The organism is Acetobacter zythi, from assembly GCF_963921165.1.
GTDB lineage: Bacteria > Pseudomonadota > Alphaproteobacteria > Acetobacterales > Acetobacteraceae > Acetobacter.
Map to the genome: position 1 here is coordinate 81,408 of NZ_CAWUEO010000001.1, position 13,155 is coordinate 94,562.

Annotated in this window: 15 protein-coding genes; 13 read left to right on the top strand and 2 right to left on the bottom strand. The window is 57.3% G+C overall.

Annotated features, from left to right (window positions below; genetic code table 11):
• The 10 genes from AABE20_RS00450 (at nucleotide 1) to AABE20_RS00495 (ending at nucleotide 6,428) form a co-directional block, all read left to right on the top strand.
• The gene (locus AABE20_RS00450; protein ID WP_338331318.1) at nucleotides 1–591 is read left to right on the top strand and encodes a YmfQ family protein; all 591 of its coding nucleotides are present in this window, start codon (nucleotides 1–3) and stop codon (nucleotides 589–591) included.
• Nucleotide 592: 1 nt separating this feature from the next.
• Nucleotides 593–1,810, top strand: coding sequence for a hypothetical protein (locus tag AABE20_RS00455; RefSeq protein ID WP_338331319.1), 1,218 nt, complete (start codon nucleotides 593–595; stop codon nucleotides 1,808–1,810).
• Entirely contained in the window at nucleotides 1,807–2,241 is a 435-nt protein-coding gene (locus AABE20_RS00460; protein ID WP_338331320.1) for a hypothetical protein, read from the top strand. The genes AABE20_RS00455 and AABE20_RS00460 overlap by 4 nt, the downstream gene beginning before the upstream one ends.
• Before the next feature lie 68 nt (nucleotides 2,242–2,309).
• Complete coding sequence (locus tag AABE20_RS00465; protein ID WP_338331321.1) at nucleotides 2,310–2,807, top strand: hypothetical protein; 498 nt, start codon at nucleotides 2,310–2,312, stop codon at nucleotides 2,805–2,807.
• Entirely contained in the window at nucleotides 2,794–3,267 is a 474-nt protein-coding gene (locus AABE20_RS00470; protein ID WP_338331322.1) for a hypothetical protein, read from the top strand. Before AABE20_RS00465 ends, AABE20_RS00470 begins: the two co-directional genes overlap by 14 nt.
• 72 nt (nucleotides 3,268–3,339) lie before the next feature.
• On the top strand, nucleotides 3,340–3,708 hold the full coding sequence (locus tag AABE20_RS00475; protein WP_338331323.1) for a hypothetical protein: 369 nt from the start codon (nucleotides 3,340–3,342) through the stop codon (nucleotides 3,706–3,708).
• Between the two features lie 65 nt (nucleotides 3,709–3,773).
• Entirely contained in the window at nucleotides 3,774–4,067 is a 294-nt protein-coding gene (locus tag AABE20_RS00480; RefSeq protein ID WP_338331324.1) for a hypothetical protein, read from the top strand.
• A 61-nt stretch (nucleotides 4,068–4,128) separates the two neighbouring features.
• Nucleotides 4,129–4,818, top strand: a complete 690-nt coding sequence (locus tag AABE20_RS00485) for a hypothetical protein (RefSeq protein ID WP_338331325.1) — start codon at nucleotides 4,129–4,131, stop codon at nucleotides 4,816–4,818.
• Nucleotides 4,819–4,903: 85 nt separating this feature from the next.
• The gene (locus tag AABE20_RS00490; protein WP_338331326.1) at nucleotides 4,904–5,692 is read left to right on the top strand and encodes a hypothetical protein; all 789 of its coding nucleotides are present in this window, start codon (nucleotides 4,904–4,906) and stop codon (nucleotides 5,690–5,692) included.
• A 325-nt stretch (nucleotides 5,693–6,017) separates the two neighbouring features.
• Nucleotides 6,018–6,428: a hypothetical protein gene (locus AABE20_RS00495; RefSeq protein WP_338331327.1), complete on the top strand. Its 411-nt coding sequence runs from the start codon at nucleotides 6,018–6,020 to the stop codon at nucleotides 6,426–6,428.
• On the opposite strand, the gene AABE20_RS00500 is transcribed toward AABE20_RS00495, so the two are convergent.
• Both AABE20_RS00500 and AABE20_RS00505 read right to left on the bottom strand, forming a co-directional pair.
• Complete coding sequence (locus AABE20_RS00500; RefSeq protein ID WP_338331328.1) at nucleotides 6,400–6,789, bottom strand: type II toxin-antitoxin system HicB family antitoxin; 390 nt, start codon at nucleotides 6,787–6,789, stop codon at nucleotides 6,400–6,402. The two genes, AABE20_RS00495 and AABE20_RS00500, sit on opposite strands and share 29 nt — an antisense overlap.
• Nucleotides 6,790–6,844: 55 nt before the next feature.
• Complete coding sequence (locus AABE20_RS00505; RefSeq protein ID WP_338331329.1) at nucleotides 6,845–6,991, bottom strand: type II toxin-antitoxin system HicA family toxin; 147 nt, start codon at nucleotides 6,989–6,991, stop codon at nucleotides 6,845–6,847.
• A gap of 427 nt (nucleotides 6,992–7,418) precedes the next feature.
• On the opposite strand from AABE20_RS00505, the gene AABE20_RS00510 reads away from it, so the two are divergent.
• From AABE20_RS00510 to AABE20_RS00520, 3 genes are read left to right on the top strand one after another with little or no spacing between them, the layout of a single operon-like run.
• Complete coding sequence (locus AABE20_RS00510) at nucleotides 7,419–8,504, top strand: radical SAM protein (RefSeq protein ID WP_338331330.1); 1,086 nt, start codon at nucleotides 7,419–7,421, stop codon at nucleotides 8,502–8,504.
• On the top strand, nucleotides 8,501–8,908 hold the full coding sequence (locus tag AABE20_RS00515) for a DUF6375 family protein (RefSeq protein WP_338331331.1): 408 nt from the start codon (nucleotides 8,501–8,503) through the stop codon (nucleotides 8,906–8,908). The genes AABE20_RS00510 and AABE20_RS00515 overlap by 4 nt, the downstream gene beginning before the upstream one ends.
• 6 nt (nucleotides 8,909–8,914) lie before the next feature.
• The gene (locus tag AABE20_RS00520) at nucleotides 8,915–12,916 is read left to right on the top strand and encodes an NACHT domain-containing protein (RefSeq protein WP_338331332.1); all 4,002 of its coding nucleotides are present in this window, start codon (nucleotides 8,915–8,917) and stop codon (nucleotides 12,914–12,916) included.
• Nucleotides 12,917–13,155 lie beyond the last annotated feature (239 nt).

The following is a 13,155-nucleotide window of genomic DNA, read 5'->3' on the forward strand; positions in this document are numbered from 1 at the left end:
ATGCCACCTGTCTTTACCAAGGATATGTTCCGCTCCGCATTTATGAGCCTGCTGCCAACCGGTCCGATCTGGCCAAGGGAGCCGGGCGGCGTGCTCTACCAACTGAGTGCGGCATGGGCAGCAAGCTTTGCGCGCAGCTCGGACAGGGCATCCAACTTGCTGGTCGATGCTTTTCCCACCAGCACGACGGAGCTTCTGCCGGAATGGGAGGCAACTCTGGGTCTGCCAGACCCGTGTGCAGGCACCAATCCAAGCATTGCTCAAAGACGCGCACAGGTTGTGGCACGGCTGACAGATAGCAATGGGTGCTCGGTCCCGTATTTCGTCGCCTTTGCCAAGGTCCTTGGTTACGACATCACCATCACCCAGTTTGCTCCCCGACGCTTTGGGGCACGCTTTGGCTCGCCATTTGGGGGTGAGGCATGGGCCTACGCGTGGCAGGTCAATGCCCCCCAGTTTACAATCAACCGGCTGAAGTTTGGTGACAACTTCGGCCAGCCATGGGCGCAGTGGAGCAACAATGTTCTGCAATGCGAGCTGAAAGCCCGCGCCCCGGCCCATACAATCCTTTTATTCAATTACGGGAACTGACATGGATCTGCTGATCGCAGCCAACACGGTCACACAGGCGCAGGCCGACACGGCCCCCGCCTCTGGCACACCCGGTTGGGCAACCGACGGGAACCCGGCGACCGGTCTTTTGGCAACAGATGCACCCGCATGGCATTATAATATGATGATGGCAGAACTGATCGCCATCATCAAAGCTGCGGGCATTACTCCGAGCAACGCAGACTGGTCGCAGGTCCTCAAGGCCATGCAGACCATTTTTGCTCCGGCTCAGTATGGTGTCGCGCCATATAGTGCATCCTTGGCTCAGTTGATTGGTGGCTACCCGTTAGGTGCTATCGCGTTCGATGCCTCAGGCAATTATTGGCAGTCTACCAAGGCGAACAACCTGACCGTGCCAGGTGCTGAGAATGCAAACTGGGTGAATTTTTTTGCTGGGGTTATGACCGAAGAGCAGGCCGACCTACGCTACCTGTTGCTGGCCGGCGGCAACGTCAAAGGCGAAATGGATTGGGGTGACAAAACCACTGCTGGCACCACCACTCACCGTTTCTGGGCGGCAGGTGCGCCAGCCGAGGGGGATGCTACTCCAGATGCCACACTGACCATAAGCGGCGGCACACCGGGCACAGCCAATAAGGGCAGCGTGGCGCTTGCAGTCATGGAGCTTGATCTGAGCGGGGCGGAGCAGGTTCTGGCCCCTGATCCGAATGACTTTGCTTCCCAGCAGGTGTTGAGCGCACGGATTGCCGAAGGGCGGTATATCCGCTCTGTGCCCGCAGACAGTGGCACCAATGTCCGCGTAGTGGATGTGCAGGAAGATGCAGATGGGAACCTGATTGCTACAATGCAGGACGGCACAACCCAGAGTTACGCACCCGGCTCCACAGGTGTCATTCCCGCTACATCCGCCTTGGGCGCAGTTTATTGGACAAGGCAGGGGAATATCCTAACCCAGTCGTTCCAGATCATTGCGGCACATAGCCAGATGTATCAGGCATTCCCATTTGCCTACAAAGCCGGAACTGTTCCAAGCGTGACCGCAGCGGCGGGTGCGACCCCCAATGGATATGCAGCCCAGTTGCAGGTTGCTACTCCGCAAACCCCAGCCAACAGCGGCACAACTAACGTGGGAATACTCCTTGATTTGCCCTGTTGGTCAGGGGGCGGCGCGAGTGCCCATGTTGTGGCATCAGAACCCGTTGCCCTGAACCTGACCGTTATAGGTGAAGCCCAATGACGAACGCCTACCCAAATCGCTATTACGCGCAATATGACACCACAGCCCCGCAACCCACCAAGGTTCTTGGCTGGCTGGATATGGACTTTTATTCCGATACCACTGGGTTCCCGCCAGCTTCTGAGTTGTTGCCTCTGACAGCGGAGCAGTTTGCGGCCAGAACGGCAGGCCCGTATGGCGTGAGCAATGGCGCACTGGTCCAATACACACCACCCGCACCTGTTGTTCCGCTCACAACGCAGGCCCAAACAGCGCAAGCGTGGGTGCAACAGCAGGCTAGTCTTGCCGCTGCAATGGGTGAGGTGTTTACAGCGGATATGAAAGCCTATGTGCTGGCCATTAACGCCATTGCCAATGGAACGGACACCACCAGCACCGCACTGCCCACCCAACCCACGGATGTGCTGACAGCAACGGCTGCAACAGCCTGACTTGCATCAAGGTCCACGCTCCGACCCGCCGCCCTGTGAGGCGGTTTTTTTATGCCCGGATAAAACGAATGACTGAAGCACAGAGCGCGGGACAGCGCGCGTCTGATAATGACCTGCGCGCAATCGTGGGTGAGCATGCGCAAGAAATTTCTCAGATTAACGGCCGGTTGGATGGACTGGGAAAAGAGCAGCACAACCTGATGCGCGAAGTCGTGGCGGTTCGCGCGGAAGGGAATGCCCGTTCGGAGGCTTCAGTTTCGGCACTCTCGGATATTCGGGGCAGTGTGGAAGGGCTTGTCCGCCAATTAGCTGAGCATACTGGCGCACAAAAGCGGCAGAATGAGCTGAAAGAGCAGGAGCTCCGGGCAGTCAGGTTGCGTGGAGAGAAGATCAAGATATGGGGGACTGTCATCGGCATTATTGTCACCATTGGTGGCATGATTGGTGGAACGCTCCTATCCAGCCAGACATGGGATGACTGGGCTTTTGGGGGTGTGCATTTTCTCCATCGCCACCCGCATATAGATGATGACCAGCAGGAGGCGGGGCAGCATGACCGGCCTTAACCTCTCCCAGTTCAAAGCTCGCATTGTTCTGCCTGTTGTTCAGGCCATGGGGCAGGGCGGGGATGCCGCTGTTAACCTGCTGGCCGGCACTGCGCTGGCGGAAAGTGGTCTGAGCTATCTGGCCCAGATCCAAGGGCCAGCATTAGGCCTGTGGCAAATGGAACCCGCAACACATGATGATTGCTGGACAAACTGGCTGCGCTATCAGCCAGACTTCTCAGATGCGCTTCTGCATCTCTGTGGTCTGGTCGCACAACAGCCAGCGATAACCATGGTCTGGAATTTGCGCTACGCCTGCGCCATGGCGCGAGTGAAGTACCTGCGCGCGCCAGCTCCACTACCAGCCGCTAATGATGCGGCCGCACTCAGTGCCTACCACAAACAGAATTACAACACGGCGCTGGGGGCGGCCAATGCGGCCCACAACGTCGGGTTGTTCCAGCAGGCCATTGCAGCCTGAGGAAAGGAGCCAGCCATGCGGCTTGCTCTGTTGCGCCAACTTGCGTGGCGCCTTTTGACCAGGGAAAAATTGATGGTGGATACACCGCCCCAGCCCGCCAGAACGGCTGTGTTGACAGCTAAAGCTGTGAGCAAGCCCACGGTTCTGGTCGGGATTGTTCTCAGCATTCCAGACCCGTACCGCGAATACGTTCTGCTCGCATGGATTGCCGTAGCACTTGCCTGCACAGATCTCACACCTCCTACCGGTCATGGCCGCATGCAGGTTGTTCTGATGCTGGCTTACCGGGTGCTCAACTTTATTGCCTGCAACTGGGGGGCAGCAGCCAATGCGCTGACAACCCTCTGGATCAGCAAGGGGAGCGGCCTTCGCCCCCCGGTTGTGGCTGGCCGGGCAATTGTTCCGCCCAGCCCTTTGGCGCGGGACAGTCCCCCGGATTGACCACGCTTTTCTCCCCCAACGCACAGCCGCCCAAAGAGGCGGCTTTTTTTATGGAGCAATCCAGCATGAGCGAACTTCAATCCACAATAGCCCTGAATGGCCTGGTCTCCCAGATCGCGGGCAAGCATGAAGATGCCGCAGTTAAGGCCGACCTCAACCTCGCAGGCACGGCAGTCAGCCTGCTGGTGCAGACATTGGTGCCCCGGCTGGATCCGGCACTCGACCTGAATGGAGTGGATACGGCCCTGTCCGAAATTTTCTCCGGCATGACCAAGCTGGCCGCTTTGACAGCGGGAAGTGCGGTTGCCGCACAGGTTACGCAAGAGCCTGCCACAGACCCCACACAGGCCCCGGCCTGACCCATGCGCCCCGTTGCCAACGCAGCGGGGCTTTTTTTGTTATCTGCCTAAGGGATCAATGATGAAACTGATTTCTCTGCGTAATATCCTGCGCTCCGGCACCCCCGAGAGTGTTCATGCCGTTCAGATCGACGCTGTTGATAAGGGCAAGCGCCGCTTTATGGGGAATGCCCTTATGTCGGTCGGTGCTCTTGTGGCTGTTGCCACCATGGCCGGTTGTGCTGTTACGACCACGAATGGCGTGACCACCATCACGCTGGATGTGGCCAAGGTAAAGGCTTACGGGCAGGCAGGCCTGAACGCGGCCGCCACCGTGAGCAGCTTCCTGTCCGCTTTCCCGGCACTCGCACCCTATGCTGCGGCCATCAGCGTTGCCGATACAGCACTTTCCGGGGCACTGTCCGCTTTCTCGGATGCCGCCGGATCCACGCTGACCATCAACTATAATGATGCGTCATGGCAAACCCGTGTCAGCAGTGTTCTTACTGGCATGACCACAGTTTCCGGCGCGATTGACAACGCCATTGCCGGGTCTGGCGCAGTCCTGTCCGCGACCGTCATTGCCGACGCCAAAACGGCGTCTAACGCTCTGGCTACCATCGTCAGTGTGTTTGAGGCGTTGCTGGGCATTTCCGCCACCCGCGCGCCGGTTCGTGTACGCATGACCCGCGATATGGTGTTTGTGGGGGCTTCCAACCCCGCCACCGGCATGACCGAGGCGCAGGCACTGGCCATTCTGGGGGTGAAGTAATGCGGCCATTCGCCTTGGTCGCCTCGGCTGGCGCCATTGTGGCCGGAGCATGGGTTGCAAGCGTCTATGCGCGGGCGTGGTATCTATGAGCGGGCGCAAGCTCGGGTGTCGCCCGGCAGTTGTTCTTCCGGGCCAGCCCCGCCTGGACGGCCTGCGCATGATGGCCCGCAAGGCTCCTGCCGTGCTGGACCGGTCGCATATCAACCCGGCCCCGCTCATGTTGGGGAATGACCTGCTTGGGGATTGCACCAGTGCTGGGCTGGCCAATGCCCTGCGTGCCACGGCGGCCCTCGGCAGATTTCAGATCGGTGTGGATGACGATAACGCTATCCAGTTCTATGCCGAAAGCACCGGATACAAGCCGGGCTGTCCGGAAACAGACCAGGGTGGCGTGGAGGTCGATGTTCTAAGGTTTGCGGTGGTTTGTGGCTACCGTCTGGCATCTGGGGACTACTACCCGTTATGGGGAACCGCCAACGCGCAGGACCGCAATGCTCTGGCTTTGATCATGGCCTGCCTCGGGACTGTCTATCTCGGCGTGCTGCTTTCCCAGTCTGACATGAATCAGATTGAAGCGACCAATGGCGCATGCGTGCTGGAGGCGGACAACGGCGCATATGGGGATACTACGCCGGGCAGCGCTGGCGGCCATTGTCTACTGGGCTGGAGTTATAGCGGCCTGTCCGATTCCGACACGGTGGACCTGCTGACGTGGGGGGCAATTCAGAAGGTCACATGGGGCTGGCTGCATAGCCGGATCATGGAGGCCCACGGCCTCGTTTGGCCGCAGCTCACGCTGGCCAATGGCCTGTATCCAACCGGCCCTGACCTTGATGCGCTCCGTGCGCAGAATGTGGAGTTCCTGACGCCATGACGGTCATTGCATTCACAGCAACCGCTATCGCCGGGGTGGCCGTAGGGCTTCTCGGCGGTTTTGTCTTTTATGCTTATGCAGCGAGTAATTCACAATGACCTATCTGATTGCCACTGGGTGTGGCGTAGCCGGTCTCGTGGTCGGTTTCTTCGCGGGCGTTTACTGGCTCGCACTTTATAGCCGGACCATAGGATGACGCCAGACAACGAATTTTTTGCTATCGCCGGGGGCGCGTTTGTCGGCCTCGGCATGCTCCTGCTGGCGCTCATATGGCGCTGGCGGGCAAGCGCTGGCAGCTTCTGGGGGCAACTTACGAAAGGGCAGGATGATGCAGATTAAAGCATTGGCCTGCCTACTGGCCCTCTCTGCCTGCTCCAACGTCCCGCTACAGGCCAAGCACGATCTTGTCGGCATGCCCCGCTCGGACCTTATCGCCTGCGCTGGAGTGCCGGATAACGTGGCTACCCTGCCAGACGGCGAGGTGCTGCAATGGCGGCAGGATCAGCAGGTGCAGGGGCCGCTGAGTTTCAAAGGGCCATTTAGTCTGGAGCTGGACCTGTCCGGCCACGGGACGTGTCACTTTGTCGCCCGGATGCGACAGGGACGCGTGGCTCAGGTGGAATACACCGGACCTAGCGGTACGCTGCTGGGGTCGTATTCAGCTTGTCGGCCTTTGGTGCTGGCTTGTGAGCGGCAGACCCATCCACCTATGCGCTCATTGCCATCCGGGCAATAAACCCTGAGCGGGTTTCTCCTTCCTCTTTAGCCCGGCGGTCAAGACGTACCAGAACACGGCGGGGAAGGGTGATGTTTACACGCTCGGCTGATGTGTCGAACAGCATGGGGTCCACATCAGTCAAAGCGAAAATCCAGCCTTTCCACTCCGGGTTGTCCCGCACGGCATCAAACGAGGAGGGGGCAGGAACCGGATCTCCATTATCAAGGGCATCTTCAATCCACAGCGCAGCGGCTTCAGAGGCGTTCTTGATAGCTTCGTCCAGAGTATCCCCGGCAGAAAAGCAGCCGGGCAGGTCGGGGAAAACAACACCAAATGCCGTTGTGTCCGATCCGGGCTCAATAACAATAGGGTAGCGCATTTTTCTTGCTCCTCGCCGGGCTATTTCAGCCCGGCCTGTTTCCTGATTGCAGCAACTAATCCCTTGCCCAGTTCCTTTTTGGGTGAGGCACAGTGACCGTGTGATTATGGTCAGGGTGCCGGAACTGGTGGTGTGAGCCCCGGACCCGGACTTCTTCCCATCCGGCCTTTATCATTTCTTTGATGAGTGCTGCGCTGTTCATAAACAGAATATACACACGATACACACAAGATGCAATATGAAATGCATGCCGTGTGTATTAAAGCGCATGTAGCAAGAGCATTTTCCTGACGACGGGAAAATGGTCTGACCAACGGCGCTCATGGGCAGCGGAGAGCCGTTGGCTGCTACAGCTTACCACATAGCCAAGTGTAGAGGCAGATATGGGGGGGGAGCGGAAGGTCTGCTGTCAGGTGTGATAATCCCCAAACTACCATTCATACTGTCGAGGACTCTGACAACAAAGCGCCCCGTCCCAGTCTCTCTTGCCCCCTAATCAGCCTCCCAAAAGCGGAAATTCCTATAATTGGAAGCTTGGGTGGGCCAGACGGCTACGCGCCCGCGATACCCGTTCCGAAGGACGGCGGCGATTCCAATAGCGGTTCATTTACCGAAAGAAATCATCTGTCGTGACTGAACCGGGAGTGGATGCCGCCATCTTCCCAATGGCAGTGACGAAGAGATTGTACTATGATTATCCTAAGGAGGGCTATGATGTGATGCAACGTGACGCTCTGGGAGCCGACCAAGCAATAAGAAATTGTATGACAGTGAGAACATCGCAAAAAAGCCACCAGACTAATAGTTGGAAGTTGCGTTATGGTCCTGCGGGACTCCACGTTTTCAATCGCACTTCTGGCCTGAACGTCCTCATTGACGAAGTTCGTATTCCGGCCTCACTCCATTCAAGAGCACCTCGACAGGTCTCCATGGCCCTCACAAACCGCTGCGATCTGGCTTGCGCTCATTGCTACGCGCCAAAGTCCCGCGACCAGCTTCGGTTCGACCTCGTCACGCAATGGTTAGCCGAACTCGATTCACATGGTGCCCTTGGCGTCGGATTTGGCGGTGGAGAACCAACGCTCTACCCCGAATTTGAAAGGCTCTGTCACTACGTCGCGCGCGAGACCCAGCTCTCCGTTTCATTTACAACCCACGGCCACCACATTGATGGCGCTCTCGCGGAGAGCCTCTGTGGCAGCGTCAACTTCGTACGTGTGAGTATGGATGGCGTCGGAACGACCTATGAGTCAATTCGTCGGCGTTCCTTCCCCGCACTTCTTACTTGTCTGAAGCATATCCGGTGCATCTCCGATTTCGGCGTCAATGTTGTGATTAATGAACGCACACTGTTTGACCTCGACGAGGTCGCTATCATTGCTGCAGATGCTGGAGCCAGTGAACTTCTGGTGCTCCCGCAAGTGCCGGTACGCGGGGTCCCGGTCATCTCTCCGGATATCTTGCATGGCCTTCGCCTCTGGGTCGAATCTTACAGAGGACCTCTAAAGCTATGCATCAATGAGGTAAGCGCCGACGGCTTTCCGATCTGCAATCCGCTGGCGGAAGAGCGCGGCCTCCTTGCTTATGCACACATAGACGCAAAGGGCGTGCTCAAGCCTTCTTCCTATGCTGAGGCTGGCGTGCGGCTCGGTGAGGGAGGCTTACTACAGGCCATGGATCAGCTTGCCAACGACATTGGGGGAAACGACACATGAAAATTTGGCATCATCATGGCACTGAACATTCGGCGAACTTGGTAATGATCGGGCACTTCCAAGACGCCTCGAAGGCGACGAGAGCCAAGGAGATCATCGATGCACTGACGGAGCAAGTGGCCAAGGATCAGTCTAATGGCACTTTGACTCTCGGCAGCCCTTCGGATCGTTACGGCACAGAGATGCTCAACCTACTCGGGCGCCTGGACGTCTCGATCGGACCACAGGAGGTTGAACAGTTCGCCTACGAGGCCAGCGTCAGGGTCGAAGGCAATGATATAGTTTTGACGACAGAAGAGCTCGATATCTCGGCATTTCTCAAGATTATGGTTTTGAAAGGTGCACGTATTGAGGTGTACTCCGCCCACGATTTCCCCGGGACTGCTCACGGAAGAGGGTGTTGAGACACGATGCCCGCACTAAAATGGGAGATTTTTACAAATTTGCCGGGGAGCCCCGAGAAGAACTTTGAGCTGCTCTGCCGAGGGATCGTGCGCCAAAAGTTTGGAAGTTTCGGGGTGTTTCATGCCCTCGCGAACCAGCCAGGCGTCGAGTTTCATCTTAAACTCGACACTCAATGCGATGGGCTCGGAGATGCAAGCCGTTGGTGGGGCTGGCAGTGCAAATGGTACGAACTCTCTTCCAGTGGTGAGTTGGGGGCGACAAGACGTGCGAAAATCGAAGAGGGATTGCGAAAGACCGAGACCTACCTTCCCGGCCTTACCGATTGGGTTCTGTGGACACGTCGGACTCTGACAAAGAGTGACCAGAAGTGGTTCATCGGCCTTTCATCCAAGATGAGGCTGCATCTGTGGACCAGTGACGAGGTTGATAACCTCCTCAATGGCCAGGCAGCTGTTCTTAGAAGCACCTACTTTGGTGAGCTTGTACTGACGCCTGATACCCTGCGGGAGTGCCACGAGCATGCCGTCGCCCCGATTCGAACAAGGTGGCAACCCGACGTGCACCACGTTGGCGAAGCTGAGCGGCAACTGCGTAGAATGCTCGGTGAATCGAATTCATGGAACGTACTGCAGGAACTATCGTCAGAACTGCGCACGAATGCGCAAGCGGTAGAGACTTCGCCACCAGCGCCTCCTCTGTTTGCGCCGGTAGTAACTAACGTCATTGTAACTTCGAGACAATCAGCAGACACCCTGGATAAGGTTGCTGAAGGCATCTGCTGCGGCGATCTTGACCTGCTTCGCGATGAGCTAACTGCACGTCCACGTAAGCTCCCCACTGACGTAGCAATAGCCCCTCGGAAGCTTCGATCCGGGAACCATCGAGTTGGTCTCTACTCGACAAACGCGGTTGCAGCATGTCATGGTGCATTACGGTTACTCGATGAGATCGAAACAGATTTCGCTTCGCGGGCAGTTGCGGTCCTTGCACCCGCAGGCTGCGGGAAGACGCAACTCGCGGCTCAGCTGACATCGGGCACGGCGACGCGCCCTCCTGGAGTGCTGCTACACGGCCGAGAGTTGCACGCGACTTACTCTGCCGACGATCTGGCTCGCCGCCTATCAATCGCAAGCCAACCTATGCCCAGCATGGAGGCATTGCTCGCAGCGGTGGATGCTGCTGGGCAGCGCACGGGCCATCGTCTTCCCGTAGTCATTGATGGCCTGAACGAAGCCGAAGATCCACGGATGTGGAAAGCCTTGCTCGCATCATTGGAGGCCACACTCACGAAGTATCCGTATGTGCTTTTGGTCTGTACACTGCGTCCGGAGTTTGTAAACGATGCTCTTCCCGATGGAATGTGTCGAGTAGAAATGCAGGACTACGGAAAAGAGACCATTCAGGCAATTCGTGAACACTTCCACCACTGGAAAATCGATTATACCGATGCTATGTTGCCTCAATTTCTGAAGCACCCACTCACGCTAAGGCTCTTTTGCGAAGTTACAAATCCAACCCGGAAGCAAATAGTCGGCGTCAACGCAATGCCGGGTTCGCTGACAGCACTTTTCGATCTCTATCTGGAACAAGCTTGTGTTCGGGTCGTCGAGTTGGCCTCTCGCGCACACCGATTTTACGCACATGACGTGAATAAAGCGATCTCAGTCATCGCCAACAAATTATGGGAAGAAAGAAACCGTTCCATCGAATTTGATGAGCTACGGACCATTCTGAATGACACGCAGCGACCGTGGGACCAAAGTCTTGTCCGTGCACTGGAACATGAAGGAGTCCTTATCCGCATACCTTCTGACGGACACGGCGCGTTCATGCCCGTCTATGACTTGCTTGCTGGCCATATCGTCGCAAACGCGCTGCTAGTGAAGCATGGACAGGGTGACTTTGAGACGTGGATTCGGCAGTCTTCGACGACGACATTACTTGCTGGCGATTATGACGACCGTCATCCACTCGCCGACGATATCGTCGCTTCGCTAGTTGGTCAGTTACCTCGGAGATTTCACGCGAAGCAGATCTGGCAAATGGTGGACGAACCACTGTGCGGACGTGCATTGAGACTAGCGGCCCAACTCGAACAAACGTTCTTTGACGCAGCAACAGTTGATCGGTTGCTGGATCTCGTGCGGAAAGGCGACGCAGAGATTCTCGTTCGATTTTGGAACGTGCGCGGCGTGTTAGGTCATCCGTTGAATGCTGAGGGGCTCGACCGGGCATTGCGAACGATGGCGGTTTCTGAGCGGGACCGGCGATGGACGGAGTGGCTTCGAAAGCACCGAGACGGGAATGGCAATCACCTCAAGGACCTCGAGCGCCTGGAACAGCGTTGGCGGGCCCGGCGAATGCGCACAGGTGATCTACTGCGCGCTCGCTGGGTGATGTGGACACTTACAAGCACAGTCCGACGGCTACGCGACCAAGCGACACGGGCTCTCTACTGGTTCGGACGGGCCAATCCTGAGGAACTCTTCGAACTGACCATAGACTCGCTTGCCGTGAACGATGCCTATGTGGGTGAGCGCATGCTGGCGGCCTCCTACGGCGTTGTGATGGGTCATCAGTTCGGAGACGCCGATTTTGCCGCCCCGTTGAAGCTGTTCCTCCATCGACTCGCAGAGGCGCTCGTGGGGGCGTCAGCTACTGCGCCGACGCTGCACTACCTCGCGCGACTGTACGTTCGAGGTATCGTCGCCTTCGCCACGAAGTTCTACATGTCCACGCTGCCTAACGTGCTGAGTGGTCCATGGGCATTCGCCTCGCCTGATCCCATCCAAATTCTCACGGATGGTGATGCGGGAGCCGACGAAGCAGGACGGACGCTCCATATGGACTTTAAGAATTACACGCTGGGGAGGCTGTTCGACGATCGCGGCAATTATGACATGGACCACGCGGGACATCGAGCGGCGGTGGCTTATGTGCGCGGAGTCGTGTGGGCACTTGGATGGCGACAGACGACCCTCGGTACAATAGACAACAGAATCACTGACGATGCCTATGGATATGGCAGCAGAAACCGGCCGCATGCAGAACGTTATGGGAAGAAATACGGCTGGATTGGCTTCTTTACATATGCGGGCCTCTTGGAGGAACGCGAGCAGTTCCCACGCAAGAATTACTCATTTTCTGATGTCGACATCGATCCGTCATTCCCGGAGAAGCCACCCACAGACGGCAATATCTTGGCTCCTGACGCATGGTTACTCCCGAGCATAAAAGACGACGAGAGCTGGATGCGTGAAAGCAACACGTCGATGCCATTGAGTCTCTTTCGAAGGGAGATGATCGATGAGCATCGTGGCCCGTGGCTTGCCGCTCATGGATTCATTAAGGTCTCCGATCGTATCCTCGGGCGCGAAGTCTGGGCTTTCATCTCAGCCTTCGCAACAGAGGATGCGAGCGCGCCTCTGCTGTGCTCGGCTCTCAAAGACGGGATGCGGCCTTGGAAGGCTCGTGACCTACCAAGTGACTACTATATCTTCGCAGGCGAGATTCCATGGCATCCACACTTTGCCTCCGTAGGCGTCGACGAGGATGCTTACCGCGAAAAGGTTAGGATTGACGCAAATAGGGTGAACATTGAGGTGCTCGCGCATAAATATGCGTGGGAGAGCTACCACAGCGAGATGAACCGTGCGGGTAGTGTCCCGGTGCCGTCGCGTCTCTTTTCGGCTCGGTTTGATCTCCGCAGCAGCCCACAGTCCTTCGACCAGTTCCTCCCCGATGGAACCCGAGCCACAATCACTCTCGGCGGCGTCGATGGGCTCGACGGCAGCATCCTTTACATCCGAGAAGACCTGCTTCGGCAGTATGTCGGCGAGCGCGCCATCGTGTGGTTCGCGTTTGGCGAGCGGGAGCTACAGCCCTATCCGCCGTCGCCGCCTAATTGGCTTGTGGAGGTGCAGCGGCAGCAGGCAAACGAGTGGCGTGATGTGCGGACCTATGCAGATTTTAAGCAGGGTCCGAAGCAATCTGAGACGGAACCGTGATTACGCTGCACTACCGCTATCTACGGAACCGGCCACTAATAACCGGTTGCTGTGGTCGTTCCGCCGCGCTGCCTGCAACTGAGCCGAAACGTTGATGTTCTTCTTTCAACTCCACTACGTCCGTTTCCAGTCGATTTTCATCGAATCTCCAGCCTCCTACAACGACCGCTTTTTCCTGTTCATGGCCCGAGCCGCCTGGCAGCTTTGGGCCAAACTCAGCGGCAGGGCTTCCAACCATT

What these genes read in the sequence shown, in the direction of transcription:
- AABE20_RS00500 (WP_338331328.1), bottom strand. Translation starts at nt 6,789, where the DNA reads ATGCGCTACCCTATTGTTATTGAGCCCGGATCGGACACAACGGCATTT.
- AABE20_RS00455 (WP_338331319.1), top strand. Translation starts at nt 593, where the DNA reads ATGGATCTGCTGATCGCAGCCAACACGGTCACACAGGCGCAGGCCGAC.
- AABE20_RS00465 (WP_338331321.1), top strand. Translation starts at nt 2,310, where the DNA reads ATGACTGAAGCACAGAGCGCGGGACAGCGCGCGTCTGATAATGACCTG.
- AABE20_RS00460 (WP_338331320.1), top strand. Translation starts at nt 1,807, where the DNA reads ATGACGAACGCCTACCCAAATCGCTATTACGCGCAATATGACACCACA.
- AABE20_RS00470 (WP_338331322.1), top strand. Translation starts at nt 2,794, where the DNA reads ATGACCGGCCTTAACCTCTCCCAGTTCAAAGCTCGCATTGTTCTGCCT.
- AABE20_RS00515 (WP_338331331.1), top strand. Translation starts at nt 8,501, where the DNA reads ATGAAAATTTGGCATCATCATGGCACTGAACATTCGGCGAACTTGGTA.
- AABE20_RS00520 (WP_338331332.1), top strand. Translation starts at nt 8,915, where the DNA reads ATGCCCGCACTAAAATGGGAGATTTTTACAAATTTGCCGGGGAGCCCC.
- AABE20_RS00505 (WP_338331329.1), bottom strand. Translation starts at nt 6,991, where the DNA reads ATGAACAGCGCAGCACTCATCAAAGAAATGATAAAGGCCGGATGGGAA.
- AABE20_RS00495 (WP_338331327.1), top strand. Translation starts at nt 6,018, where the DNA reads ATGATGCAGATTAAAGCATTGGCCTGCCTACTGGCCCTCTCTGCCTGC.
- AABE20_RS00485 (WP_338331325.1), top strand. Translation starts at nt 4,129, where the DNA reads ATGAAACTGATTTCTCTGCGTAATATCCTGCGCTCCGGCACCCCCGAG.
- AABE20_RS00475 (WP_338331323.1), top strand. Translation starts at nt 3,340, where the DNA reads ATGGTGGATACACCGCCCCAGCCCGCCAGAACGGCTGTGTTGACAGCT.
- AABE20_RS00490 (WP_338331326.1), top strand. Translation starts at nt 4,904, where the DNA reads ATGAGCGGGCGCAAGCTCGGGTGTCGCCCGGCAGTTGTTCTTCCGGGC.
- AABE20_RS00480 (WP_338331324.1), top strand. Translation starts at nt 3,774, where the DNA reads ATGAGCGAACTTCAATCCACAATAGCCCTGAATGGCCTGGTCTCCCAG.
- AABE20_RS00450 (WP_338331318.1), top strand. Translation starts at nt 1, where the DNA reads ATGCCACCTGTCTTTACCAAGGATATGTTCCGCTCCGCATTTATGAGC.